Origin of the sequence: Paenibacillus sp. BK720 (assembly GCF_011761545.1) — a bacterium.
Classification (GTDB): domain Bacteria; phylum Bacillota; class Bacilli; order Paenibacillales; family Paenibacillaceae; genus Pristimantibacillus.
On the sequence record NZ_JAASRQ010000007.1, the window covers coordinates 464247 to 491026 of the forward strand.

Genomic DNA, 26780 nt, shown 5'->3' on the forward strand with positions numbered 1-26780 from the left:
TTACTCCCTTTACACCGAATTATTGATCTGCTAGTATAACTAATTGTTAACCTTCTTACTAGTAGTTAGGTTAACAATTAAAAATAAAGTTGGTGAACACAATGCTATCAGATTACGAAAGACTTGCTCATCTAAACAAGGATTTTTTGTGGAATCCTTTTACTCAGATGAAAGATTACCTATCCTCTGACCCTCTTATCATTGAACGCGGCGAAGGAATCAGACTGTACGACGTGCAAGGACGTGCTTATTATGACGGGTTCTCATCCGTCTGGCTTAATGTACATGGCCATAACGTGCCGGAGTTAAATCAGGCGATTACGGATCAGTTAAGCCGGGTTGCTCATTCAACCTTGCTCGGAATGGCTAATAGACCCGCAATAGAACTGGCAGAGAAGCTGGCGGGTATAACGCCGAAAGGTTTAAATAAAGTTTTTTACTCTGATTCCGGAGCAACCGGAGTTGAGATCGCAATAAAAATGGCGTTTCAATACTGGCAGAATAAAGGAGTTAAAAATAAAAAGGCTTTCATCACAATGAATCAGGCGTACCACGGGGATACGATCGGGGCTGTGAGCGTCGGCGCGATTCCGCTCTATCACGAAGTTTTCCGTCCTATGTTATTCCCTTCGCATATCATTCCCTATCCTTACGCTTATCGCTGCGAAGGCGGCGAGAAGATGGCATTGGAAGCAACGTTAACCAACCTTCGCAATCTGCTGGAGACACGCGCGGAAGAAATTGCGGCGCTTATCGTGGAGCCGATCGTTCAAGGTGCCGGCGGCATCGTTACGATGCCGCCAAGCTGTCTGCGCGAGATGGCTGCCTTGTGCCGAAAGCATGACGTGCTGTTGATAGCCGACGAGGTGGCAACCGGATTTGGCCGGACAGGCGCTATGTTTGCTTGTGAATTGGAAGATGTAAGTCCGGATTTGATGGTAATCGGAAAAGGACTTACCGGAGGCTATTTGCCAGTGGCAGCGACGCTTGCAACGGATGAAGTCTATCAAGCCTTTTACGCCGACTATGAAGAGCAAAAGACTTTTTTCCATGGGCATTCCTTCACAGGCAACCCGCTTGGCTGCGCCGTTGCTTTGGCTAGCTTAAAGCTTATGGAAGAGAACAAGATGATTGAAGGGATAGGAGCAAAGGCAGCATTTGTCGAGCAAAAATTCGCAAAGCTCAAGGACCGGCCGCATATCGGGGATATTCGGCAAAAAGGGCTGATGGTAGGCATTGAACTCGTCCGAAACAAGGCTTCACGCGAGCCCTATGAGTGGAAGGAAAGAATAGGCGTTCGCGCTGCCGAGCGGGCCAGGGAGCTTGGGATGCTGACAAGGCCGCTTGGCAATGTGATGGTCTTTATACCTCCGCTTGCCAGTACGGAAACCGAGCTGGATGCGATGACCGATATTTTGGCGAAATCCATTATTGACGTCACAGAAGGTGGTTAAACGGATGAACAAAGCTATTGCTAAAAGAGCTCTATCCGGTTTATTCGTGACGGGCACGGATACCGGAGTCGGAAAAACAATCGTAACGGCTGCTATTGCCGCAACGCTTCGTGCCGAAGGGCTGAACGTTGGGGTATGGAAGCCCGTGCAATCCGGTGAAAGGATCGGCAGCGGAATGACCGATGCCGAAAGACTATTGCGTCTTGCGGGGATTGAGGAACGACCTGAAGTCGTTGCTCCTTATTCATTCGAAGCCCCGCTAACTCCGATGCTCGCTGCCAGGCAGTCTGGAGTAACGCTCACGTTAAGAGAGCTTATCGCCGCGGGAGAACCGCTCTTTCATCGTTATCAAGCTTTAATCGTGGAAGGTGCCGGCGGCGCAGCGGTACCGCTCACCGAAGATTCCTTCGTGGCAGATTTCATTGCGCAGCTCCGAATACCGGCGTTGATCGTAGCCCGATCTGGACTTGGTACGATTAACCACACGCTTTTAACCGTTTCCTATCTTCAGCAGCTCGGAATTCATATCATTGGCGTCATTATGAACGATATCGAGAACACCGAGATGATTAATGATCCAAGCATTGAAACTAACGCAGTGCTTATTGAAAGGTACAGCGGACTTAAGGTCCTGGGGAAATTGCCCCGTTTGCATCATGCAGTGAAGCCGGAAGCGTTGATACCTATTTTTCAAGAAAGTGTTGAGCTCGCGCCTATCAGAGACGCAATAGCATTCCAATGCATGGAAGGATGATTGAGATGGACAACATTTTGGCAACTACGAAGTGGCAAGTTCTTGCCTCCAAAGCGCTTAACGGTGAGCTCCTGACTAGAGAGGAGGGGCTCTCCATACTCGATGCCGACGATGAGGAAGTGCTTCAGATCATGGATGCCGCATTTACGGTCAGAAGACATTTTTACGGAAAAAAAGTGAAGCTGAACATGATCATTAACGCTAAAAGCGGCCTTTGCCCCGAGGACTGCGGCTATTGTTCGCAATCGATTGTGTCGACGGCGCCCGTCCGTAAATATACGATGCTCGATAAAGAAACGCTGCTTGCCGGTGCAAGGGAGGCTGTGGCTCGCAAGGCCGGGACCTATTGCATCGTAGCAGCCGGGAGGGGACCAACGGAAAAGGAGCTTAACCAAGTCGTTGACGCCGTTCAAGAAATTCGGGCGACGCTGCCGCTAAAAATTTGCGCATGCCTGGGCATTCTCAAAGATGATCAAGCCAAACGGCTTGCCGAGGCCGGTGTTCATCGCTACAACCATAACCTCAATACAAGCAAAGCCAACTACCCTTCAATCACCACAACCCATACTTATGATCAGCGTGTCGAAACTGTTGAGAAGGTAAAAACATACGGTATGTCGCCTTGCTCCGGCGTTATTGTCGGCATGGGCGAGACGAACCAGGAAATCGTTGAAATGGCTTTTGCGCTACGTGAGCTCGGCGCGGATTCGATCCCGATCAATTTCTTAAACGCCATACCGGGGACTCCTCAGGAGCATGCAGGCCGCACCTCCTCGATGAAAGCTTTAAAGGTATTAGCCTTATTCCGATTGATTTGTCCGTCCAAAGAGATCCGGGTAGCAGGCGGCCGCGAGGTAAATTTACGAACCTTGCAGCCTTTGTCGTTGTACGCCGCAAATTCCTTGTTTGTTGGCGACTATTTAACGACGGCTGGCCAAGAAGTGTCGGCCGATCACCAAATCATTGAAGATTTGGGCTTCGAAATCGAGTTGAACGCACTGTAAGGCGGTGACACCATGGAATGGATGGAAAAGAAACTTCAATTATTGTCAGATGCATCATTGGAGCGTTCTATGCATAACAACGATATCGACCTTGAAACTCCCGGTTACACGGTGCGCGGCGACCGAGCATTGCTTAATCTTTCCTCCAATAATTATCTTGGGCTCGCAGACCATCCGGCGATTATCGAGGCCATGAAGGAAGCCCTGCTATCCGAAGGCGCCGGCTCAGGGGCTTCGCGTCTAGTTACCGGCAACCGGTCGCTCTACGGCCGGCTAGAGCAAAAGCTGGCGGAGTGGCAGAGCTGTGAGGCTGGGCTCGTTTTCGCGAACGGTTTTATGGCTAATACCGGAGTAATTGATTCGCTAGTTGGCCGCGGAGATGTCGTTTTTAGCGATCGTTTAAACCATGCAAGCATCGTAGACGGAGTCATCCTTAGCCGTGCGGAGCATGTTCGGTACCGTCATAATGACATGGAACATGTGCGGTCATTATTAAGCAAATACCGCGATCGCCGGCGAAAGCTGATTGTAACGGATGCGGTCTTTTCCATGGATGGCGATAAAGCTGACTTACGCGAACTCGTTGCTCTAAAACAACAGTTCGGCGCGATGCTCATGGTGGACGAAGCGCATAGCGGGGGGATTTACGGGAGACGAGGCGAGGGATTAAGCCATGATCTCGGACTGCAGGATCAAGTCGATATCCATATGGGAACGTTCAGCAAATCATTTGGCGTTTATGGCGCTTATGTATGCGGCAGTCGTACCTTGATTCGGTGGCTGGTTAATCATGCCAGGACGCTTATCTATTCGACGGCTTTGCCGCCTTCTCTCGTGGCCGGAATTTCCAAGGCATTAGAATTGGTCATTTCGGAACAGTGGCGCCGGGAGAAATTGTTCGAAGCAACCCGATTATTTCGTTCTTCGCTTCGTCAATCCGGTTTCATAATCGGCGATGGCGACTCTCCAATCATACCGCTAATCGTGGGTAATAATGATGCTGTTTTGCGTTTCAGTCGTGAGCTTGAAGCGAAAGGGATCGCAGCGGTTGCCATTCGTCCACCGACCGTTCCTGACGGCACAGCCCGCCTTCGATTTTCGTTATCAGCCGTACATTCGGAAAAAGAACTGATTAATGCCGTTAACTGCATTCGCGCCATCGGTCATCAAATGGGGGTGCTGCGATGACTGTATTTTATAACAACGGTACTATCTTGTGGTTGACCGGATGGAGTATAGCGGATTCCGTATTCGACAGTTTGCGCGAGGCGTTACCGGAGTATCATCATATGACCGTTAATTATTGCGAAGCGGATACGCAGGAGAAAATGATCTTTCTTACTGAGACAGCGGCAAAAAAAATAAAGCGTCCCTTGTTAATCGGAGGCTGGTCCCTTGGCGGTATGTTGGCATTAAGACTTGCAGCCATGGGATTAACGGACGGCCTTTTGTTATTTGCGGCAACTGCTCAATTTACTCGTCCCAGGGGAGAATCCGACCGCGGATGGGCGGATGCCTATGTAAGGCGGATGAGTGCAGGACTCGTGAAAGAACGGGAAGCGGTGGAAACAAGGTTTCGACGAATGCTGTTTACAGAAATGGAACGAGAGACGAAGCTGGATCAGCTTCTCCCTCCTCACGGTATATGGTCGGATCGGGCATTAATCGCCGGGTTGCAAGTTTTACGGGAAGAGGAAGTCCTGTCTCGATTGAACCTTATTCGTTGTCCGGTTTATTTGGTTCATGGCACGGAAGATGAAATATGCCCGTATGGAGCAGCATTGGAGCTTGCTTCATTACTGCCTCAGGCTAGACTAGATTCGATTCCTTCTAGCGGTCATGTACCGTTTCTGGGGAGGGAAGAGGAAATTGCAAAACGATTCAGGAGTTGGTGGCATGAACAATCGAACGACGGCAATTCAACGTCAATTTAACCGAAGCGCGGAGGGTTCCTATGACTTTCATGCCGATGTACAGCGTATTATGGCAGATCAACTTGCAAAGTCGCTCATAGAGTGGAGTAGCATGGGACATGCAGCGGAACCAACAATACTGGAAGTCGGCAGCGGTACGGGCTATTTGACTGAACTTTTGCTGAACCGGTGGCCTCACGCCTCGATTACGGCGTTAGATCTATCACCCGCAATGATCAAAGCTGCGAAGCAGCGCTTGCATTCAAGACAATCGGCGGACATACGGTTTCTTCAAGCCGATGCGGAGACGTGGGCTGCCGAAGCTCCATCAGATTCCTTCGATCTCATTGTTTCCAATGCGTGCTTTCAATGGTTAGGTCATCCAAGGCCAACGCTTATTCACCTGAATAGGATCCTTCGAAAGGGTGGGGCGCTGGTATTCACGACATTCGGGCAAGAAACGTTTCAAGAGCTTCATCAAGCATTTGCTGGAGTTTATCATGCAAATAGACTTGAGCCGCAGCGCCACGGATTATCCTTTCTATCACCAATTCAATGGAACGAAGTTCTTAAAGTAGCCGGATTTTCTACTATCTACTGCCAGCAGGGAACTCAGAAGGAAACGTATGCCTCGCCAAGAGATTTCCTTCAATCCATAAAAGCAATGGGTGCCAGTCATTCTAAAGCAGTCCAAACAGGCGGGCTAAGCACCCGGAAATTGTTCTCTGAAATGTATAACGTTTATGAGGAGAAGTTCAGCACGAAGGACGGTGTCGCTGCTACGTACGAATGGCTTTTGATAAAAGCAAAATGAACCATTCTTACCCACTGCAGGCAGTTTAGAAAGGAAGCGACAAACGCAGCCTCCGCCTTAACATTGACAATGGAACGGGCACTTCGTATGATCAGACTAGAATTGTAAAAATTTGAAAATCGGGGTGCGGATGAAATGGCGACAGTAGACTGGGCGAACAAAATTACCGAAATCACATTGTTTGTGGAAGATTTGCAGCGGTCGAAGGCATTCTACCAAGAGACGTTCAAACTTGCCATTATTTATGAAGATGAAAACTGCGCGGTGTTTGATTACGGTAATACAAGTATCAATCTGTTAGATCAATCGAATGCCCGCGAGTTGATTGAGCCCGCGCAGGTGGGCAGCCGCGGGGATGGCGCGCGCTTTCAATTCACGATTCAAGTGCCAGACGTCGACCGGGTATGCGATGAACTGGAAGCGCAAGGCGTTAAGTTATTGAATGGACCGATAACGCGTCCATGGGGACGGCGGACGGCTTGTTTTGCCGATCCGGACGGGCATGTGTGGGAGATCGCTCAGGTGCTGTGATGAATAAATAGATGACTAAGAAAGGGCAGCCTTAATTTGCTGCCCTTTTTTTGCTTTGCAAAAGCCATTGGCCCACGGAACAGTAGAGTGGAATCCAATCATATTGTGCCGTTCGAGGCCTATTTACTATTAGAGCCAACGAAAACTGGCAGTATTACATCTATTTGCAAATAAATCGCAACAAATGAAATGTTATTACGTCTTATTTTCAGAAGCAATTGGAATAAACTAGGGGGAGTTCCATGAATAAAGATCGATTTCGCTACAGTTGTTTTCACTGATAACAAGGTAGAAGAAGTCGCAGCCCCAATTAAAGCCTGGGTACACCAGTATAGTAACCGGCGAAGCACATACATATACTTACTGAACTTTTTTAACGAGAAATTGAGGTGATGACATGCAATTAAACTGGCTTTATTCGTGGAATGTGGTGGATGTAGCTTCAGGATTGCTTGGTTGGCTGGCAGTGATTGGTCTGCTAATTCGTCAAAGCAGAAAGCAAGAGAGGAAGCTCCCGATCTGGAAGGTGCTGCTCGCTGCACTCGCCGGCTTATTTTCGTTTTCATTCAAAATCCCTTTGCTCGGACAGAACGTGAATATCGCACTGTTGCCACTTGGCCTCTGGGTCCTGTATCTCTTTTTACGAAATCGTTCTTGGCCGGACTATCGTAAATTTGCTTGGATTGGCTTCGCGGCAAACTACTTATTTCTGGCGATGGCACTGCTTGCCGGTTTCATACAAGATTCTTTATACGACCGAAATGATCCATCTACTTACTTGGCCCATCTGGAGAAAGCGAAGCTCGTTGCCATACATCCGTCAGCAAGGGAGGCAACCTTCGAAGAAAAGCTATTCGCGAATACGCTGGGTGAAGTAACGGCTGCCGATATGTCGGATACGCTGGAATGGCATTATGAATCGGTACGCGAGGACGGTGCTTATTACCGCCAAGAACGGTTTCCTTACGCGCTGCTCGGAGCAGAAGCTCGCTGGGGGAGCGGTCTGCATGCGGTCGTTTACTTGGAAGCCGACGGAATGGGATTGTTGCTCGCTACACAGGATCGTTATTACTACTACCGATCTGAGAAGCCAATGTTAAAGTGGGGTGGAGGACAATGAGAGGAAGAAGACTTCTGATACTTCTAGTCCTTATAATCGTGGCTGCGGTGATCATTTTCTTCCGTACCTATAACGGTAAGCCAAAGCCGTTTCCGAATGCGGATGAAATTACAGCAGCGTTAAACGAATACGATTCGGAAGCCGGCGCAGAAGTTGTACTCGACAGACTTAAACTGGGCGAGAGGCTTATTTTTGTTCCTTTTGTTTCCAGCGAAGGTGATTACGGGATGGGGTTTCTGAAGTGGGAGAAGCGGAAGTGGAGGGTGGCCAGAGTGGACATGAGCGGAAGACCGGAGGTAAGAGTCACCGATCACTCTGATCCATCAAGCCGTTATGTCGTTTGGAATATCAATCCAATCGAGAAAGTGGAGGAATTCCGCTTCTACCTCATTCGTGATCGAAATGCCGGTATGTCGGACCGAGCGAATTATTATATTCCGCGTGTGCAAATGGAAGAGCCCGTTAACGTAACGGAACATCCGTACGGAGCGATGGCATTTCCTGAGGATTGGGCAGGCATCATGCGAGAGGATGACAAGCTCAATAAGGAGACTGAGAATCATGTCATGGACATCATATTCTCGCATAGCTATTCCCGCCCATCCAGGCTGTATGTCGGGTATGTTCCCGTCTACGCCAAAGATGCGCCACCGCTTAGAAGCTCTTCCAAGAGCGGCGATGAGGATACGGAGTTTATGAACATTATGAATGAGACGGATTTGGATTTCGTGCAGTCACAGGGAACCACAGAGGCTGATTAATGAAAGGCGGATAATATTTGCCTAATATCCTTTTTCTGTAATATTTTAATCATGAAGGCTAACAGGAATATTAATTATTCATACAGGTAAATCTATCTTACAGCACAAATCTCTGATTCAACCTGGTGGGAGACTCGCCTCTAATATTATAAACTGTAATAAAATACATTTGTCTCTTCAAACCGGTAAGACGGATAATGAGCTCTAACAAAAGAAATCATAAAGGGTGTGTCGAGATGTCGAAACTCCAAGACATTATTAATATAAGCAGAAGAATAATTTATTATAAAGGCTACCAAGCTACATCGATCAGCGATATTTTAGAAGAGGCTCACATTGGAAAAGGCCAGTTTTATCACTACTTTTCGTCCAAACGCGAACTCGGCTTGGCTGTCGTCGATGATCTGGTCCAGGAATGGGACAGGGATGTGTTCGAGGGCATTTTCGAAACCAACCTTGAACCTATCACGAAACTAAATAAAATGTTGGACAGGACATTAACCATCCATACGGACGAAGAGGGGAAATCGGGTTGTCCCGCCGGTAACCTTGCCATCGAGATGAGTGAACACGACGAGATGTTTCGTCTAAAAGTTCATTATATATTCGATCGGTGGATTTCGTCGATCGAAGGCGCACTTAACGAATTGAAAGCACGGGGGCATCTAACGTCGGATACGGATGCCAAAAAGCATGCACGAGCCATCGTATCTATGATCGAAGGCGCCATTTTATTAAAGAAAAGTCAAAATGAAGTCGACTTCCTCACGAACGCCATCGCAATCATTCGCGCGCAATATCGGCTTTCTTGAGCCTAATTGCTTCCGTTTTTTTCCATTGCACATGCTAGGCGATTTTGTTATGATCTGTCTGTACCGAATGGTAGGTACAATATAAAACGAAACTACGCTAATGAAAGAAGGGTATTCAGATGTTTGGCGAACATTTTTTTTGCCGATTCTGTACCGACAAGTAGGTACAGAATCGCTTTAAGGAAACAAATGCATGCGGCTTTTTTAAAAACAAATAAAATTACTAGATGAATGGAGCGAATCAGATGAAAATACTAGTCATTGTTACCCACCCGGATATCGAATCATCCGTTTGGAATAAAGCATGGGTGGACGAATTGAAAAAGCATAATGAGATCACGATTCATGAATTGTACAAAGAATATCCGGATGAGAACATTGATGTCCATCGGGAGCAGCAATTAGTCTTAGCCCATGATCGAATTATTTTTCAATACCCGCTTTATTGGTACAGCGCGCCGCCGCTGCTGAAAAAATGGTTCGAAGTTGTGTTACTGTACAACTGGGCATACGGTCCGGAGGGGACGAAGACAGCCGGCAAAGAAATCGGAGTGGCGTTCTCATATGGCGCGCCTAAGGATGCGTATCAGCCGACCGGTTCGAACCGTTTTACGCTGGAAGAAATTTTGGTTCCAGTTCAAGCGCTTGCCAACTATATCAGCGCCTTGTACCTGCCTCACTTTGCTTATAACACGTTGGACTTAACGCGCTTGGCGCAAAGCAGCAAAGATTATGTACAGCATATTACGACGGTTAAGCCTTTGGTTGCATTAACGGAAGGCACGAATGCCAAGAAGGTCCATTGAACCGCTGCATTCGTCTATATGTAACAGGGAGATGCTTGACATTGGGCAATAAGAATAGGAATTCATGGCTTGCTATTATTGCAATTGCATTAGGGGCTTTCTCAATTTCTCTTGCTGAGTTTTTGCCAGTTGGTCTTCTTAATGAAATTAGCCGAAGGTTTGATGTTTCGGAGGGTACTGCAGGAATTACCGTAACTTCCACTTCTATACTGGCGGCCATTGCGGGTCCGATTCTTACGTTAGCTATCGGACGCTTGGATCGACGGGTGGCGGTTCTCGGCCTGTCGTTGCTGCTAATTGTATCTAATGTACTTTCGATGATTACCACCCATTTCTTTGTGCTAGTCATTGCAAGAACCATCCTTGGAATAAGTGTTGGAGGATTCTGGGCTGTGGCTATGACTGCACAAGCAAAACTAGTTCAGCATGAGAAGATAGCAAGAGCAACCTCGATTGTCCTCGGAGGATTTGGGATTGGCACGGTCATAAGTGTTCCATTAGCATCTTATATGGCCGCACATTTTGATCTGAGAATCGTTTTCGCGGTAGTATGCATACTTGCGATCGCTGTTTTCATCATCCAGATCATTCTGCTTCCGAGAATTCCGATGGAACAGGGGGTTCGTGGAAAAGATTTCTTAGGGCTGTTGAAAATAAAGAAAGTAATAACGGTCTTTGTGATTGCGATTCTCACGGTGAGTGGTCAGTTTGCAGCCTACACCTATATAACACCTTTTTTCCAAAAGGTTACTGGAATCGATTCAAATCTGCTCAGTGCGATACTGTTATTCTACGGGATTGTTTCCTTCATAAGCAATTTTGCCGCTGGTTTCATAGCCGGACGCAGCCTCAAGGGATTGTTAGTGGGAACAGCAGTTATTTTCCTTATTTCATTACTGGGCATTTCACTGTTTGGAGATAACGTTGTAATTTCAGTTATAGCTTTCATTATTTGGGCTATCGCCTGGGGAATGGCTCCCTTAGGCCTGCAGCTATTGGTTTATTCAACTGCCGGGACTGCTATAGAAGCCATGAGTCCGGTCTATGTCGGTGTTTATCAATTGTCTGTCAGCCTGGGAGCTTTAATAGGCGGCTTGGTAGTCGATACGACCAATGTAACTGGCGCGATGTGGTTGGGAGCCTTATCTTTCGCTTTGGTACTCATCCTTCTTACGGTTACCTCGACAATCAATAACCGTTCAATAGTCAGTCAAACCGAATAAAGCAATAATTGTACCACGAAATAAAAACGGTTCTCCCACTGCCCAATGACTCTGTTTGAGCTGTTAGAAGCAGTGTCCTGTATCACAAGCGAAGCTTGCGGATTCTTGTTAAAATCGGATTAGTTACAACGGAAAGACCTCTGAGCTTACATTCAGAGGTCTTTCCGTTATTGATCCAATAACGTAATCCCATCGTACAGAGGCACTCTTTTTTGTTCAAACACCCTGCTGATGTTTCTCAACTAATGGGTAAGTCAGTTCCGTTGTGTGGTAATATGTGGGTAACGGTAAAAATCTTAAACAGCAATCAGCAGCCGAGAATGGAGTGGGTATCTAAATGGTGAAAATTGAAACAGCAAGGCTTCGTATAAGGGAGTATACAATAGAGGATCTCCCGGAATTACAACAAATACTTGCCGATGACCTAACTATGAGCTTTTGGCCGAAGCCCTTTGATCATTCTCAAAGTGAAAATTGGATCCTAACAAGAGGAATTGAGAATTACCAAACCGGATATGGCAGATTTGCGGTTGAACTCAAGAAAACAAGTGAAATCATAGGGGATGCAGGGTTGTTAAAGCTTGAGATAGATGGACAACCCGAGAATGACTTAGGTTACATTGTTAAATCCGATTTCTGGGGCCAAGGCTTTGGATATGAGGCTGCAAATGCCTTAATGATGCATGGTTTCGAAGATTTACATCTAAAGCGAATTTGCGCAAACATGCCTGCAACCCACTATGCTTCCATTAAAGTAGCTGAAAAACTTGGGATGAAGCTTGAAAAAAGATTTATGAATAAGAGAAATCGCAACATACTTACTTGCTTATATGTAAAATCATAAATATTTCATCCGGCCGGCTGGAACCATTTGATCTACGCCAAGTAAATGAAACAGGCGATGCGACAAACCATACAGCCTCGTTTCCTCAGTAAGAAATACATTTAAGCAACAAGGGATAATGTGGGAAGTTTAAGTTATACTAGCTGTTATTAATCGCATTAAAGGGAACTTCTATCACCATTTTCTTTGAAGGAGGCATCTGTTTTGGATGCACAGTTTCTAGACTTATTAGCCCAGAAATATGATACGGAAGAAAAAGTAGTAACCGAGATCATCAACCTTGAAGCGATCTCTAATCTTCCCAAAGGAACAGAGCATTTTGTCAGTGATTTGCATGGAGAGTTCCAGGCTTTTCAGCATGTATTAAGAAACGGTTCGGGTACCGTAAAAGAAAAAATCAAAGCTTTGTTCCGTGAGGATTGGACGGATCATGAAATCAATGATTTTACGGCGCTAGTTTATTATCCTGAAGATAAAATTCAGTTGGTTAAAGGGGACTTGTGCGACAAACAAGCTTTGAACCGGTGGTACAGACAAACGATTGAACGGATGCTTAAGCTCATTTCTTATGCCTCTTCCAAATATACACGCTCGAAATTGCGTAATGCTCTACCGGAGCAATTTGTATATATTGTAGAAGAGCTGCTGTACAAGACGGATTCAACCAACAATAAGGACCCTTATTATGAGGAAATCTATCGGCAAATCATTTCCTTGGGCCAGGCGGACAAGCTCATTATCGGCTTGGCTTATACAACCCAGCGACTGGTGGTTGACCATCTTCATGTGGTTGGAGATATCTATGACCGCGGGCCGGAGCCTGATAAAATTATGGACACACTGATCAACTACCATTCTGTAGACATTCAGTGGGGAAACCATGATGTCTTATGGATAGGCGCCTATGCGGGTTCCTTGGTGTGCCTTGCTAATATTATCCGGATTTGCGCCAGATATGACAATCTGGACATCATCGAGGATGTATATGGAATCAATCTTCGTCCACTGCTGAACCTGGCAGAGAAATACTATGACGACAATCCGGCCTTTAGACCCAAGCTGCAGAGCAACCATAACGGTTCAGAGCAGGAAATCCTGCAAATTACCAAAATTCATCAAGCCATTGCCATGATCCAATTTAAGCTTGAAATTCCGATTATCAAGAGACGCCCTTACTTCAATATGTCTGAAAGGCTTTTGCTGGAGCAGATCGATTACGACAAATCCGAAATCAAAATCGGCGGAAAAACCTACTCTTTGGCCAACACTTGCTTCGCAACCGTAAATCCACGGCATCCGGAACAATTGCTGGAAGAGGAGCAGCAAGTGATGGAGAAGCTTCTGTTCTCCGTTCAGCATTCCGAAAAGCTGGCCAGACATATGAATTTTCTGATGAAAAAGGGAAGCCTTTATTTAAAATACAACGGAAATTTGCTATTTCACGGCTGTATTCCTTTGGATGAAGAAGGAAACATGGAAGAAATGCAGATTGAAGACAAGACGTATTCGGGCCGCCGGTTGCTGGACGCTTTTGAATATTATTTGCGTTACGCCTTTGCGCATCCGGAAGAGACGGATGATCTGGCTACGGATATGGTATGGTACATCTGGACAGGGGAATGCTCCTCGCTTTTCGGTAAGAAAGAAATGACCACCTTTGAACGGTACTTTATCCAAGATAAAGAAGCCTATAAGGAAAGAAAGAACCCTTATTACCATTTGCGCGAAAACGAGGAAATCTGCCGGAAAATCCTGCTGGAGTTTGATATGAATCCGGATCATGGACATATCATTAACGGACATACGCCAGTTAAAGAAATTCGCGGAGAGAACCCCGTGAAAGCAAACGGGAAAATGGTTGTCATTGACGGCGGTTTTTCCAAAGCTTATCAATCCACAACGGGCATAGCCGGATATACCTTGTTATATAATTCTTTTGGCATGCAGCTCGTTGCCCATCAGAAATTTATTTCAAAAGAAGATGTGTTATGTAACGGCACGGATGTATTGTCTATAAAAAGGCTAGTCGACAAAGAATTGGAGCGGAAGCTGGTAAGGGAAACCAATGTCGGGGAAAAGTTGCTGCAAAAAATCTCAACTTTGAAGAATCTCCTGGAATATCGCTACATGAAATGAACATCCAGAGTACGGTTGTCCGTTGTTCCCAATAATGAAAAATTTGGGCATCCAGCAAAATGCTCTGCACCACTATTGTTAGTCACGACTAACCGTAATGGTGCAGAGCATTTTGCAACTTAGTCCCCATCCGAAATAAATTCGTTCATTCGTCTCGTTTTCCGTCTTTTATTCTTCCACAATATAGACCCCATCTATATCTATTCTAAAATATATTAATTTGGTATATGACTTTGTTTCATATTAATATGTAGTTATCAAAGACAATAACGGTTGAAGGAGAGAATATAGATGGAACAACACTACTACAATAACGCTCATATTTTTTGGGATGAAGTAATTGAATCGGTTGTGATTCGATGGAATTCCTTCGCTACGGGGGACGATTTTAGAGAGCCTTTAGATAGATTGATTGAATTGGCCGTGATCAAGAAGGCTAAGAAAGCTTTATTTGATAACAGTCATATACTGGTCATGAAAGACGATATGAAATGGTTGTCTGAAGAGTGGCTGCCTAGACTAAAGAACGCTGGCATTCAATACACAGCTACTGTTAATCCAACTAATTCCGTACGTAACAACGGCTTGAATGAAGAAGTTGCTGAAGAAAGTTCAACAAAATTGCAACACCATGAATTTGAAGGTGTACAAAAAGCAATTGCATGGTTATCAGAAATCGCGGCATGATAGATATTAACGGGGATAGGATTGATACAGATGTACACATTATTAGGCAGCGTTATTGGTATTATCGTGATCGGTGTATATGCGTACTTGACTGATAAAATAAATCAAAAAAGAGAAGAAATAAAAATCTGTATAGACAATGCTTTAAAGTAAGTTTCTACGGTTATGCTTTATTGACAGAATATTCATGCAAATGTTCAAAAAAACATCCCGCAATCCATGCGGGATGTTTTTGTCAAATAAATGTATCAATCAATTTCTTGTTGTAAGACAGCATTCACTAATCGACGAACTTCATCAGTTGATTTGGTTTCCATTAATTGAATTCTTAGTTCGTTTGCGCCTCTAAACCCACGAACATAGATTTTGAAAAAGCGAAGAAGCGGTTTAAATGAACGTGGCTGGGTTTCTGTTGAATATTTATCGTGAAGATCCAACTGCAAAAGAAGTAAATGGAGAAAATCCTTCGCGCTATGTTCTTTAGGTTCCTTTTCAAAAGCAAATGGATTGGTAAAGATACCGCGGCCAATCATAACACCATCAACGCCGTATTGTTCCACTAATTTCAATCCTGTTGCGCGGTCAGGAATATCTCCATTAATCGTTAATAGCGTGTTTGGAGCAATTTCATCGCGCAATTTTTTTATTTCAGGGATTAGTTCCCAGTGCGCATCTACTTTGCTCATTTCTTTTTTTGTACGAAGATGAATAGAAAGATTTGCAATATCTTGCTTCAAAATATGTGTTAACCAACCGCGCCACTCGTCAACCTCCGAGTAACCCAATCTTGTTTTAACACTAACGGGTAATCCACCTGCTTTGGCTGCTTGAATAATTTCTGCCGCAACTTCAGGATGCCGTATTAATCCAGCACCTTTTCCATTGGAAGCGACGTTTTGTACAGGGCATCCCATGTTGATATCGATACCACGAAAACCCAGCTTCTTCATATCGATACTCATCTGCTCAAACAATGCCGGCTTATTGCCCCAAAGATGAGCGACGATCGGTTGCTCATCTTCTGTGAACGTTAACCGACCACGAGTACTTTCAATTCCTGCAGGGTTGCAATAACTATCTGTACTTGTGAATTCCGTGAAAAATACGTCGGGTTTTGCAGCTGTACTAACGACGTGACGGAATACAACATCTGTGACATCTTCCATTGGAGCTAATATAAAAAATGGCTTCGGCAAATCAAGCCAAAAATTCTCGTTACTCATATAATCTCCTTCTTTTGCAGCATTTAAAATGGTTAGGCTATTGTAATGTCTTTTACCCATCATTCATAGTATCATTTTTTTTCGTTTATGCAAAAAAAAATTATAGATCATTCATTTTAAGTATAAATTATATCTGATTCGAAAGGGCATCATTACGGGATCGGAGATAATGAACGGGTGAGAGTCCAAACAATCTCTTATACTCGCGGCTGAATTGAGTCGAACTTTGGTAGCCCATTTGCAGTGCCGTTTCGGTAACATTTGCACCGTCAAGCAGAAGCCTTCTCGCCTCTTGAAGACGAAGTTGTTTTTGATATTGTAAAGGTGTTTTACCGGTAACTTCTTTAAATTTGTAATGAAGACTAGAAACACTCATATTCCCAAGTTTAGCCAGCTCTTTAATGTTAATGTTACTATTAAAGTTATGTGTAACCCAGTCGACCACCTTGCTTATCTCGGAAGCTTCCTGATGCCATAACATGCTGAAGTAAAAAGCAGCACCTTCTTCGCCCGCTAGCAGCCAGAAGATAATTTCTCTTTTTACTGCTGGTGCGAGGTACTTTGCGGCTTTGGGGTTTTGTAAGAGTTTAATCAATTTTTCGAAACCTTCCGCCACTTCAAGTGTTGTTTTTCCAACAAAAATGCCTTGATGCGATTCAGATCTTGGTTGGAGCTTAAGGTCGGCTTCAGTTGCGACAGCGGCGACTTCTCCAGGTGGCAATTCAATCCGAAGCGCCATATACGGAGTATCGACTGAAGCTTCTACCACCTGACCTTTAACCGGCAAATTTACGCTTGTTGCAAGAAAATTCCCCGGCTTGTATTCAATAGTTTCTTCTCCAATCTGCATGTGCGTTTTCCCTTGCACAATAATGCAGAGAGACGGTTTTAATGGACCTTTTGATGCAACAGTCGGACTTTTTTCGGTCAAGATTTGAAGGAAGGGAATTACTGTCTGAAATCGGTTAGTACGTAAAGGTAATTTTAGAATTACATTTAATAAGCGGTTCAGGACCTCTTGTACATTTTCCTGATAATTGTCCATGGTAGTAATCACCCCTTAGTATCAAAAGGTTTTCTTAATATGCATTAGAGCACGTCGTACATAAGAAAACAACTCCATTTGGAGGATTAGGCAGACATTCAATACGATTGAACTATCTATAAAAATGAAGACGGCACATAATAACGGATGTAGCGACAGTTACATGCTGGTTGCTAAGCAGTATGATAGTCATGCTATAAAATACCCAATATTAAGGAGGATATACAGAATGAAGTATAAGCAGCTTGGAAATACAGGACTTATAGTTTCACAACTTGCGTTAGGCACAATGACGTTCACGAGTGGAAAGGATACCCATAAAATTCTCGGTTCTGTTGGGCAGCAAGAAGCCGACAAGATGATAAAAAAGAGTGTCGATGTCGGAATTAATTTCTTTGATACTGCTGATATTTATGCAGAAGGCGAAAGTGAAATTATTCTTGGACAATCCTTCCGCAATCTTGGTATTGCGCGGGAGGAAGTTGTAATTGCCAGCAAAGCCGCCGGACGAACAGGTATGGGACGTAACGATGTCGGTGCTTCAAGAGGACATATTATGAATGCAGTGGAAGCAAGTTTAAAGAGATTAAAGACGGATTATATCGATTTGTATCAGATTCACGCCGATGATTTCTTGACGCCTATAGAAGAAACTTTAGGTTCTTTGAATGATCTGGTAACACAGGGGAAGGTGCGATATATAGGCGTATCGAACTGGCATGCTTGGAAAATTGCTGACGCTCTTGGTATTTCTGAACGAAAAAATCTCGCTCGTTTTGAAACGGTTCAGGGGTATTATTCTCTTGCAAGCCGTGATGTTGAGCGAGAACTGGCACCTTTGATGGAAGCGAAGAAGATGGGACTTCTGGTGTGGGGGCCGCTTGCTGGCGGTCTGCTGTCAGGGCGTTACGATCGACACAATCAAAAGGCAGAGGATTCGCGCCGCTCTGCGGTTGATTTCCCGATTGTAGATAAAGAGCGAGCTTGGAATATCATTGATAAGATAAAACCGATCGCAGAAGCACATGGGACAAGTATAGCAAGTGTGGCGCTTGCTTGGCTGATGACAAGACCAGTAGTAACCTCTGTTCTTGTTGGCGCGAAACGATTGGAACAGTTGGAAGAAAATCTGGAAGCCGCAAATTTAGAACTGACGGATGATGAAATTCGGCAACTTGACGAAGTGAGCACACTGCCTCCTGAATATCCAGGTTGGATGGTTGACTATCAGAAAAGAGATCGCCTGGGACCGCTTTTTTGACAGCAGAGAATCGTGAGCTTACTTTATAAAGAAGGAATGTAAAGGATATGAACCTGAGCCACTCAGCTGCGGCGACGTAGAACTATAGTTCAATAAATACAACGGAAGTCGGTCACTATGACCGACTTCCGTCTTTTAACAACTAAGGCGAGACAAATAGAATAAACATACAGGAGTAGACTGCACTTTGTATGCTCCGTTTCTCACTTATCTTGTCTCTCGATGAAGCGTCATCTTTTTATGAGAAGGACAGTACTTGCTAAGCTCCAGGCGGCTCGGATTATTTTTCTTGTTTTTCATTGTCGTGTAATTACGGGCACCGCATTCCGTACATGCTAAAGTAATGATCACTCGCATGATGATTATCACCTTCCTTCATTACCATATTATGTATGACTTCAACCACGTGATCAGCACGAAATAAAGAATATGCCTTAATTCATTAGGACATGAAAAAGCATCAACTACTCAAATTTATGCCCAGCTGCGCGGGGAACGTAGAAGAGAGTTGTATCGATACCCGCTCGAAGCAGACCTCCAAAGGCAATGTCGAATGAAAGGTGGTAAAGGCAATAGCAACACTTATTGTTCCAATTGACTGGTTTAAAAAGCAAAATGGGAGGGTTAAATTCACAATTATAACCTTACTGTTAATAGCCGCCTTAGTTTTCTTCGCAATAGCTTCATTATTAATACTGGCTGCGTTCCGACTTACTTATCGTCATTGGGTCATATCGGCAGGCTTTTTCGTGTTGCTACTTTTGTTTGCCGCATTTTCTTGTGGACTTATAGCTTGTCTACTAATGTACACGAAAAGGTTCCGAGTGTTGATTCGTACGGCCGGGACGATAGCACTGTTGGCAACTGTTGGCTGTGGATGTTTTTGGGGGTGTTTCATTTCAATATTTTATACTGCCAGTATCGAGGAGCAGATGGTTGAGCGGGATGGCACAAAAATGCTTGCCGAAGTAAGTTCGTTTTTGGATGTAGATGTGTATTACTACGACTATAAAAACTGGTTTGTTCGTAGTGATAAATACAGGATTCATGAGTGGTACGGAGACGGTGGATATAACCCGCTTAAACATGAATTAATGCCAGAACCGATAACAGTTACGTACTTCGATGAAAACGGAAATCGCATAGGCGGTGCGGGACAGTAGATGAGGTAAAACCATTAAGCTATCGGGAGGGCTATAGCTGAATGAACACTACGGCAGATGCTCGGATGATCGACTATCGTTTTCATTGAAGAAAAGGGCAGGCACTAAGGAGCTGCGGGAAGCTCTCTGTTATGGCGCGGAAGAACCGATTGTGCTGATGTACTTAGCCTGGTCTGGCGGTTAATCCGGACGAGAAGCAGTACCAGGATGAGTACCTGGAATCGCTTCAGAATCAATATGTACTCGCGCAAAAACCGGATCGATTCTCTAAAGGAGAATGATCCGGTTTTTCTGCTAAAGTCTGAATGAATTGGTAAGACAGATAAGATTGACAATTAATTATCCTAAAGTTAGAATAAATAATGTTAGGATAATTAATTGAACACCTAGATAGGAGGATGCAGATTGTCCGAACGCGATGCAGAAGGAATGGAACTTGATCTAAAGCTAATTCGCGTATTGAGAAATATGGTAAAAGAGTTGTACGCGAGCTTGGAGCATGATATCGAAAGCTACGGGCTTAGTACCGAGAATTTTCGCATTCTAGAGCTTCTCTATAACAGAGGTCCTCATCCAATCCAGAAGATCAGCGATACCTTTGCTATTCCAAGCGGGAGTATCACCTATGTGGTGGACAAGCTTGAAAAAAAGGGGTTGGTCGAACGGATTCCTATTCCAGGAGACCGTAGAAAAACGAATGTCTCCTTAACAGCTGCTGGTCGAATCAGCTTTGACAATATTTTTCCAAAGCATGCTCAATTTATTTCCAAGCAGTTGTCTTTCGCGACCGACGAGGAGAAGCGCGAGTTAATCGATGTAATGAAGAAGATCGGCTACGGCATCAAAAACCGTGACAACACAGACAATCAGAAACAGGAGGACTAAACATGGAAATAGGGGTAGATACCTTTGTGGAGACAACACCTGATGTTGTAACAGGTGAAACCATCAGTCATGCGGAACGTCTGCGTCAGGTAGTTGAGGAAATCGTTCTTGCTGATAAGGTTGGGCTGGATGTTTTTGGGGTTGGCGAGCATCATCGGAAGGAATTTGGAGATTCTGCAACCGCCGTTATTCTGGCGGCTGCAGCTCCAATGACTAAGAACATTCGCTTAACGAGCTCGGTTACCGTACTTTCTGCAGCAGATCCGGTCCGTTTATTCCAGCAATTTGCAACGCTTGACGGTATTTCGAATGGGAGAGCCGAAATAATAGCAGGCCGTGGGTCAATGGTTGATGCTTTCCCTTTGTTTGGCTATAACTTAAATGATTACGATGCGTTATTCGAGGAAAAGTTAGAGCTTTTATTGAAATTGAGGGAATCGGAAAAGGTAACTTGGAAAGGCGGATTCCGACCGGCCTTTAAGGATCTGGGAATTTACCCGCGGCCTGTTCAGAGTAAACTGCCTGTATGGCTTGGCAGCGGCGGTAATGCCGGATCTGTAATTAGGGCAGGGCAGCTGGGGCTGCCGCTTGTATTAGCCATTATCGGTGGGAGTCCGTTAAACTTTGCTCCCCTAGTGCCGCTTTATAAGAAAGCAGCCGAACGAGCCGGACACGATGTGTCGAAGCTACAGATAGCCGTACATTCACTCGGGTATGTCGCAGAGAGCAACTCGCTTGCGGTTGATCAATATTTTCCGCCTACTCAGGCTTCCTTTAATTATTTCGCCAAAGAGCGCGGTTGGACGCCATATACACGTGCACAATTCGATGTTTCCCGTTCCTTAGAGGGGGCCTTATACCTTGGTGATCCGGAAACAGTGGCTAACAAGATTCTTTTTATGCGCAAACATCTAGGCTTCAGCCGATTTTTCATGCATTTACCGGTTGGAACCATGCCGCATGAGGAAGTTATGAAGGCAATCGAATTACTGGGAACAGTAGTGGCTCCTCGCGTTCGGGAAGAAGTGGCTAAGTTGGAGACTGAAGGGACAGGAGCAAGAGCGTAAATTGTTAAAATCGGTGATAATCAGGCGGCCCGCGATGCAATCACAAGCAAGACGCTGCTCAAGCGTTTTGGTAAACCTGAAGAGATCGTGGAGCTTGCGGCATTTCTGTCGTCTAATCGAGCAGCCTATATCACTGGCGTTAACTATGCGGTTGACGGCGGAGCATCAGCTTGGTGATATCCAAAAGCCAAGTGAATTCAAAAAGATTAAATAAAAGACCGACCTGGATTTGGATCACCAGGTTGGTCTTTGATGCGTTATTGAACTACTTTGGGGCATATAAAGCAAGCACTTCGTAAGGTTTAAGCTTTGGCAGCATTAGCAGATCCCCAAAGAGATCCAGGGTTCACTAAGTTCGGGTAAAGATGAAGCATGGCATGAAATAAATCTAAAGCGGTGTCTGTTTCATTATCCAAACGAATAAAGTCTAACAGATATTGTTTAGTCTCATCCAAAATCTTGGGGTTATTATCATTGTCAGGAACTTTGTGTCCGGGAATAACAAATTTAGGATTTAGTCTTTTTAAGCGATCTATTGTTTGAATCCATTCAAGTCGAGTACTCTTGGTTGTTTCAGCTAGATATGGATGGATTCCATTATAAACCACATCACCTGCCACTAGTAATTCAAGATCCGGTATCCATAATGAGGTGGTATTTGCAGTATCCGTAAACCCGGATTCAATGATTTCCAACCGATTTCCTTCAAGCTCAAAGAAATTTGTATCGATAACATCAGGAAAAACCTGGGGCTCTGGAATTTGATTAGGGAATCGTTTATCCCAAAAACTTTCAATTAGACTTCCTTGTTTATAGCTTTCTTTAACCGTTCCTTCTGTTGCTATTGCTTTAACATAGGGAAAAGCTTCTTTTATTTGTTTGATTCCAAAGAAATGATCTCCATGGCCATGCGTAATATAGATATATTTTAAATTACGGTTAATTGACTTTATCCAATCAAGCAATTTATGGTTATGTTCAATAGTAATAAAAGTATCGACTAAAACTGCATCCTTTTCTCCATAAATAAGGATAGCCGTATTGGAAACCCATTGAAGTTCTTCATTTGCTTCTGGCAGATTTCTTGTGAGGCTGTCACGTTTTACGCTTAATTCAGCGAATTGTAAGTTTGACATTTCGATCATCCTTAAATTTATTTTTTGCTCCATCATATAGCTATCACTGTAAACTGCAATGCGACTCTCAGAGGGCGGAGAATGGTCGCATCCTCTACTTTAATCTTCCATATTATCCGCCTTTTCTTCAAGATTATTACCTTTTTAGGCTGGTTTCTGGAATTTGCCGAAGTATCACACGCAGGCGATTGTCTCATAGCGAAAGAGGGAGTTAAACGACATTTCCTCGGTGGAATGCCGTGAAACGTTCAAAGCACACAAACATTACTTTTTATAGCTGTCTACTTGACAAGTTATGATCGTTTCGGCTGGCTTTTGCATAGGTTTGTGCAACAAAATCGTTTACCGCTTGCATAAACGGTTCGGTTTTGCTCATTGTAGGAGCACTGGATTGGAGAATCAGACCGCGAAATTCGTTCGGGTAATCCAGCGCGTATTGAATGCCAACGCCGCCGCCATGAGTATGAAAACTTGACGCACACTATCGATAAAGACTTCATTTTCTCCAACTGCCACGGTTACTCCCCTGTCTCCTCTTTGTCGTTGATTCACCTGCAATAATGAGACCGATCGTTCTCATAATACAAATTCCTTCAACCGTTTGTCAACGTATCTATCGCAAATGTCTCCACTCGTGGAGGTCTGTCGTTCGGTAAGATAGCACTTGTTGCTGCGGACAGAAATAATACCCGTTCCGCACCATAGAGAATTTCTCGGCAGCCTGAAAGAACCTGAGCAGCGAAAGCCCCAAATGATTTGCCACCACATGAGACGGCTCCGATTAAACCATCTCTAAGCCACGTTTCGATTTCGGCGACTTAGGAGACATAGTTGTGGAATGGTTCGGGGATATTTACGGGCGCGAAGGGCTGACCATGCGGGAAAGGGTAATCGCGACGATCGCCATGCTGTCCGTGCTAAACTTGGAGTCGGAGTTGAAAATCCATTTTGTTGCCGGTACCAACGCAGGATTGACTCGCGAGGAAATGGAGGAAGTAATCATTCAATCCGTCGCGTACGGCGGATTCCCAAAAGCCATTAATGCCATGAAGGGGCTGAAGGGGAGTCGTGAAGGGGCAGAGCGCGTCGCTTCAGTTATTTCTGGATTTGCCGGCAGGACATTGCCGTTCATGGGGATATATCCAAAGCCGCGGATTGTCATTTATGTTATCAAGGTTTCTCTCGAGAGGAGAGACGTCGCAAGACATATGTACAAAAATTTTACGAACATGCGTTCTAACCCTTGACAAAATTAAGATCGCTCACTTATTATGGGAACGATCGATCTAGAAAAGGAGGTGGAGGTATGTCTTTTATTTGGAAAGTCCTTGGCGGTATCTTTAAGTTGTAAAACTCAACTTTCGAAAACGTAATTAGACAAGGGCATAGAAGAAATAGGCACCTTACCTAGGCGGCCCTATTTTTTCGTTTCGGAAGCCCCTTAGTCTATTAATTAAATCGACTACAGTACAAAAGTCAACTTTGAGCGATATAATAGTCATCCGGATGATGTTATTGATGCAGAAAAAAGGACAAGCTATTTAACTTATTTTCAGGAGGAGTTACCATGTCAAAGCTCAACATCGGTATTATTCTGGGAAGCACGCGTCAAGGTCGCTTGAGTCCTCAAGTTGGCAAATGGGTCAAAAACATTGCCGACAGACGTGGAGATGCTAACTACGAAATTGTAGATATTGCGGATTATAAGCTGCCTCTTCTAGGTGAGGTTGATGCTACAGAGCAAGCGACGGCATGGAATGCAAAGATCGCGAGCTTGGACGGCTTTGTTTTTATCGTTCAAGAATATAATCACAGCGTGACAGGTTCCTTGAAAAATGCGTTAGATTATGCACGGGAAGCTTGGTATGATAAAGCAGCGGGCATTGTTGGTTACGGTTCTGTAGGCGGTGCACGCGCAGCAGAGCATCTGAGAGGTATTCTGGGAGAATTGTGTGTGGCGGACGTTCGTACGCAAGCGTCACTATCTTTATTTACGGATTTCGAGAACGGAAGTGTCCTTAAGCCAGCAGAGTATCACCTGGCGAATGTAAATGGCATGATCGATCAAGTGTTAGCTTGGAGCGGTGCTTTGAAAACCTTGCGTTAATAGATGATATTAAAAAAACGAGGTGCCTCAGGATCAGATTCCTGCGGCACCTCGTTTTGTAATACTTTGGTTGAGCGTTCGATGATGAATCGCAAGTGTCAGCTTGGGCGGTAGAAGCGGTCAGATCGGTACGAGAAGATGGGATTCACCAAGACAGGTGATCAGAAAGCATTAAATGATAAAGCTACACTAGTTTTCTACAATAAAATTTGTTGAAGTTCTTTAAACTATCGAGGAACGATAGCGTAACAATGAGACAGCAGCCGGCTTACAACGATCGGTTGCTTTTTTGTTGAACTAAAGGGAGTTTAGTTCCAATATGTGGTATTATATTGGCACATGAAGGCAGTAGTCACGATATTGAGCCTAGGAGAGAAGTACCCAGGAGTCGAGCGTTTTGAATGTACTCTTTTTAAGTAAAACCATTGAAGTAACGGGAAACGATAGTTCCACAAGATACGGCGGCAGCCAGCACATGATCGGCTGCCGTTGTTCTTTGAAGTAACGGGCAGATTAACGCAACAAATGGAACTTCTGTACGTCTAAATTTCAGGAAACTATTGGAACAGCCTAGGGGGAAGTTCAGTGCATAATGAAGTAAATGTTAAAATGGAAAAGAAATTACCTTTATTTATTGTAACCGGTTCAAGTGGTTCAGGTAAAACTTTTGTAATTACTGAACTAAGAAGAATACTACCTAATGTAGATGTTTTTGACATCGATAACCTACTGGAATGTGGCGTAACAGATGATGCAAAGATATTAAATGTTTGGCTTCGAGTAGCCCGCAATATAGCTGAAAGCGGTCGAATTTCTATCATTTGTGGAACTGCAATGCCATGGGATGTAGAGAAATGCGTAGATTACTCTTACTTTAAACATGTGTATTATCTCAATTTACATTGTGATGATTTGACTCGAGAAAAACGCTTGCGAGAGAGAAATTGGACTGATGAGATGATCCAGGATTATAAAAACTTCGCTAAAGAGTTACTTGAAATTTCCGATTCAGCATTTGACCCACCTATGCCTACCGTTGTTACAACTAATAACAATGTTGAAGAAGCAGTGGCAGTTCAAATTAAAGCTTGGGTTCTACAGTACGCTAGCTAGAATTCAACTAGCGGGAGACGATAGTTCAATCAATGCTGCAGGAGATCCGGAGGGGCTAATGCAGCATTTGTTGAATTAAGGGCAGGATGGTCCCAATATACGGTAATATTATCTCGATGCAGAGCATGGGGGGGATATTGGTGTTAAAAAGAAAATTTGGAGATCGTTCAGACTGGCAACGTGTTTTAGTTAGGGAGTATGCTCAATCTTTTATCGAATCGGATAACTTCAATGGTTATGTGACCCTTCTTCGAATTGTCAAAGTATCAGACCCACTTTACGTTGAGTATAACGGAGAAGAAATTTGTATTGTTAACGATGGCTATCTATGGCTTCAGCAATTCCCTTCAGGTCGAAATCATTCGGTAACGACAATGTTTGATTCAAAAGGTAATATCGTGCAGTGGTACATAGATATATGTTCTCAGAATGGTGTTAGTGAGAATAATGTGCCTTGGATGGACGATTTGTTTCTGGATTTAATTGTATTACCATCTGGGGAAGTAATTAATAAGGACACAGATGAGCTAGAAGGAGCTCTTATCAGCGGAATCATTAATAAAACACTTTATGATTTAGCTACGGAAGAATCAAATATGCTCAGTGAATTAATTAAGCATAATGAGTTTACTTTATTGAAGCTATCAGAAGAACACAAAGAATTCTTGCTCCAAAAGATGTAAAGGTAGGACAATTTATTGAGCTACCCCGAAAATTACTCTTAGCTCAGACCCAAAAATGGCAGCACGAAAACAAGCCCAGCTTTTATGTTTTTTTAAAACTGTGCTTCTTCGAAATTATGAGAGATTAGGACGGTTAAGAGGCCTCTGAGGCAGAAAGAGCAACCTGAAAACCAAGACTCTCAAGCCTGCGAACAGCTTGCTTCATAATGGCTTCTTGCTGTCGCTGTTCAAAGTAATG

General features: G+C 44.2%; 28 protein-coding genes. 24 read left to right on the forward strand and 4 right to left on the reverse strand.

The window, feature by feature from the left end; genetic code table 11:
• Window positions 1-101: 101 nt before the first annotated feature.
• The 15 genes from bioA to FHT67_RS26545 all read left to right on the forward strand — a co-directional run bounded on the left by bioA (window position 102) and on the right by FHT67_RS26545 (window position 14859).
• A complete protein-coding gene (bioA, locus tag FHT67_RS26475) occupies window positions 102-1454 on the forward strand; it encodes an adenosylmethionine--8-amino-7-oxononanoate transaminase (protein WP_167201846.1) in 1353 nt (450 codons plus the stop codon).
• 4 nt (window positions 1455-1458) lie between these two features.
• Window positions 1459-2208, forward strand: coding sequence for a dethiobiotin synthase (bioD, locus tag FHT67_RS26480; RefSeq protein WP_167201847.1), 750 nt, complete (start codon window positions 1459-1461; stop codon window positions 2206-2208).
• Window positions 2209-2213: 5 nt separating this feature from the next.
• Complete coding sequence (gene bioB, locus FHT67_RS26485; RefSeq protein WP_167201848.1) at window positions 2214-3212, forward strand: biotin synthase BioB; 999 nt, start codon at window positions 2214-2216, stop codon at window positions 3210-3212.
• A 12-nt stretch (window positions 3213-3224) separates the two neighbouring features.
• Window positions 3225-4400 (forward strand): 8-amino-7-oxononanoate synthase, encoded by a 1176-nt coding sequence (gene bioF, locus FHT67_RS26490; RefSeq protein WP_167201849.1) that lies wholly within the window; start codon window positions 3225-3227, stop codon window positions 4398-4400.
• Complete coding sequence (locus FHT67_RS26495; protein ID WP_167201850.1) at window positions 4397-5146, forward strand: alpha/beta fold hydrolase; 750 nt, start codon at window positions 4397-4399, stop codon at window positions 5144-5146. Before bioF ends, FHT67_RS26495 begins: the two co-directional genes overlap by 4 nt.
• Window positions 5109-5939, forward strand: coding sequence for a malonyl-ACP O-methyltransferase BioC (gene bioC / locus FHT67_RS26500; RefSeq protein WP_167201851.1), 831 nt, complete (start codon window positions 5109-5111; stop codon window positions 5937-5939). The genes FHT67_RS26495 and bioC overlap by 38 nt, the downstream gene beginning before the upstream one ends.
• Window positions 5940-6074: 135 nt before the next feature.
• Window positions 6075-6470 (forward strand): VOC family protein, encoded by a 396-nt coding sequence (locus FHT67_RS26505; protein ID WP_167201852.1) that lies wholly within the window; start codon window positions 6075-6077, stop codon window positions 6468-6470.
• A 397-nt stretch (window positions 6471-6867) separates the two neighbouring features.
• Window positions 6868-7590, forward strand: a complete 723-nt coding sequence (locus FHT67_RS26510) for a hypothetical protein (RefSeq protein WP_167201853.1) — start codon at window positions 6868-6870, stop codon at window positions 7588-7590.
• Window positions 7591-7628: 38 nt separating this feature from the next.
• A complete protein-coding gene (locus tag FHT67_RS26515; RefSeq protein ID WP_208403559.1) occupies window positions 7629-8351 on the forward strand; it encodes a hypothetical protein in 723 nt (240 codons plus the stop codon).
• Window positions 8352-8587: 236 nt separating this feature from the next.
• Window positions 8588-9163 carry a TetR/AcrR family transcriptional regulator gene (locus FHT67_RS26520; RefSeq protein WP_208403560.1) on the forward strand — a complete coding sequence of 192 codons (576 nt, stop codon included), beginning with the start codon at window positions 8588-8590 and terminating at the stop codon, window positions 9161-9163.
• A 245-nt stretch (window positions 9164-9408) separates the two neighbouring features.
• Window positions 9409-9969, forward strand: a complete 561-nt coding sequence (locus FHT67_RS26525; RefSeq protein ID WP_167201856.1) for an NAD(P)H-dependent oxidoreductase — start codon at window positions 9409-9411, stop codon at window positions 9967-9969.
• Between the two features lie 41 nt (window positions 9970-10010).
• On the forward strand, window positions 10011-11192 hold the full coding sequence (locus FHT67_RS26530) for an MFS transporter (RefSeq protein ID WP_167201857.1): 1182 nt from the start codon (window positions 10011-10013) through the stop codon (window positions 11190-11192).
• Between the two features lie 337 nt (window positions 11193-11529).
• Window positions 11530-12036 (forward strand): GNAT family N-acetyltransferase, encoded by a 507-nt coding sequence (locus FHT67_RS26535; protein ID WP_167201858.1) that lies wholly within the window; start codon window positions 11530-11532, stop codon window positions 12034-12036.
• Between the two features lie 204 nt (window positions 12037-12240).
• Window positions 12241-14172, forward strand: a complete 1932-nt coding sequence (locus FHT67_RS26540; protein WP_132309769.1) for a fructose-1,6-bisphosphatase — start codon at window positions 12241-12243, stop codon at window positions 14170-14172.
• 291 nt (window positions 14173-14463) lie between these two features.
• The gene (locus FHT67_RS26545) at window positions 14464-14859 is read left to right on the forward strand and encodes a hypothetical protein (RefSeq protein WP_132309771.1); all 396 of its coding nucleotides are present in this window, start codon (window positions 14464-14466) and stop codon (window positions 14857-14859) included.
• A 248-nt stretch (window positions 14860-15107) separates the two neighbouring features.
• On the opposite strand, the gene FHT67_RS26550 is transcribed toward FHT67_RS26545, so the two are convergent.
• Both FHT67_RS26550 and FHT67_RS26555 read right to left on the reverse strand, forming a co-directional pair.
• A complete protein-coding gene (locus FHT67_RS26550; RefSeq protein WP_132309773.1) occupies window positions 15108-16082 on the reverse strand; it encodes a tRNA dihydrouridine synthase in 975 nt (324 codons plus the stop codon).
• A 127-nt stretch (window positions 16083-16209) separates the two neighbouring features.
• On the reverse strand, window positions 16210-17127 hold the full coding sequence (locus tag FHT67_RS26555; RefSeq protein WP_167201859.1) for an AraC family transcriptional regulator: 918 nt from the start codon (window positions 17125-17127) through the stop codon (window positions 16210-16212).
• Between the two features lie 229 nt (window positions 17128-17356).
• Between FHT67_RS26555 and FHT67_RS26560 the strand changes: the two genes are divergently transcribed.
• Window positions 17357-18388 (forward strand): aldo/keto reductase, encoded by a 1032-nt coding sequence (locus FHT67_RS26560; protein ID WP_132309777.1) that lies wholly within the window; start codon window positions 17357-17359, stop codon window positions 18386-18388.
• A gap of 207 nt (window positions 18389-18595) precedes the next feature.
• On the opposite strand, the gene rpmG is transcribed toward FHT67_RS26560, so the two are convergent.
• Window positions 18596-18745 carry a 50S ribosomal protein L33 gene (gene rpmG / locus FHT67_RS26565; protein ID WP_015844858.1) on the reverse strand — a complete coding sequence of 50 codons (150 nt, stop codon included), beginning with the start codon at window positions 18743-18745 and terminating at the stop codon, window positions 18596-18598.
• Window positions 18746-18948: 203 nt separating this feature from the next.
• Here rpmG and FHT67_RS29775 point away from each other — a divergent pair, with 203 nt between their 5' ends.
• The 4 genes from FHT67_RS29775 (at window position 18949) to FHT67_RS26585 (ending at window position 21680) form a co-directional block, all read left to right on the forward strand.
• Window positions 18949-19551 carry a hypothetical protein gene (locus FHT67_RS29775; protein WP_208403562.1) on the forward strand — a complete coding sequence of 201 codons (603 nt, stop codon included), beginning with the start codon at window positions 18949-18951 and terminating at the stop codon, window positions 19549-19551.
• A gap of 405 nt (window positions 19552-19956) precedes the next feature.
• The gene (locus FHT67_RS26575; RefSeq protein ID WP_243867473.1) at window positions 19957-20436 is read left to right on the forward strand and encodes a MarR family winged helix-turn-helix transcriptional regulator; all 480 of its coding nucleotides are present in this window, start codon (window positions 19957-19959) and stop codon (window positions 20434-20436) included.
• A gap of 2 nt (window positions 20437-20438) precedes the next feature.
• The gene (locus FHT67_RS26580; RefSeq protein ID WP_167201861.1) at window positions 20439-21503 is read left to right on the forward strand and encodes an Atu2307/SP_0267 family LLM class monooxygenase; all 1065 of its coding nucleotides are present in this window, start codon (window positions 20439-20441) and stop codon (window positions 21501-21503) included.
• Between the two features lie 9 nt (window positions 21504-21512).
• Window positions 21513-21680: an SDR family oxidoreductase gene (locus FHT67_RS26585; RefSeq protein ID WP_347880131.1), complete on the forward strand. Its 168-nt coding sequence runs from the start codon at window positions 21513-21515 to the stop codon at window positions 21678-21680.
• Window positions 21681-21805: 125 nt separating this feature from the next.
• On the opposite strand, the gene FHT67_RS26590 is transcribed toward FHT67_RS26585, so the two are convergent.
• A complete protein-coding gene (locus FHT67_RS26590) occupies window positions 21806-22639 on the reverse strand; it encodes an MBL fold metallo-hydrolase (RefSeq protein ID WP_208403565.1) in 834 nt (277 codons plus the stop codon).
• Window positions 22640-23472: 833 nt separating this feature from the next.
• Between FHT67_RS26590 and FHT67_RS26595 the strand changes: the two genes are divergently transcribed.
• The 4 genes from FHT67_RS26595 (at window position 23473) to FHT67_RS26615 (ending at window position 26542) form a co-directional block, all read left to right on the forward strand.
• Entirely contained in the window at window positions 23473-23886 is a 414-nt protein-coding gene (locus FHT67_RS26595; protein WP_167201862.1) for a carboxymuconolactone decarboxylase family protein, read from the forward strand.
• Window positions 23887-24206: 320 nt separating this feature from the next.
• Window positions 24207-24746, forward strand: a complete 540-nt coding sequence (locus FHT67_RS26600; RefSeq protein ID WP_132309787.1) for an NADPH-dependent FMN reductase — start codon at window positions 24207-24209, stop codon at window positions 24744-24746.
• 585 nt (window positions 24747-25331) lie between these two features.
• On the forward strand, window positions 25332-25859 hold the full coding sequence (locus tag FHT67_RS26610) for a DEAD/DEAH box helicase family protein (RefSeq protein ID WP_347880129.1): 528 nt from the start codon (window positions 25332-25334) through the stop codon (window positions 25857-25859).
• A 140-nt stretch (window positions 25860-25999) separates the two neighbouring features.
• Window positions 26000-26542, forward strand: coding sequence for a ribonuclease FAU-1 family protein (locus tag FHT67_RS26615; protein WP_347880130.1), 543 nt, complete (start codon window positions 26000-26002; stop codon window positions 26540-26542).
• Window positions 26543-26780: the final 238 nt, after the last annotated feature.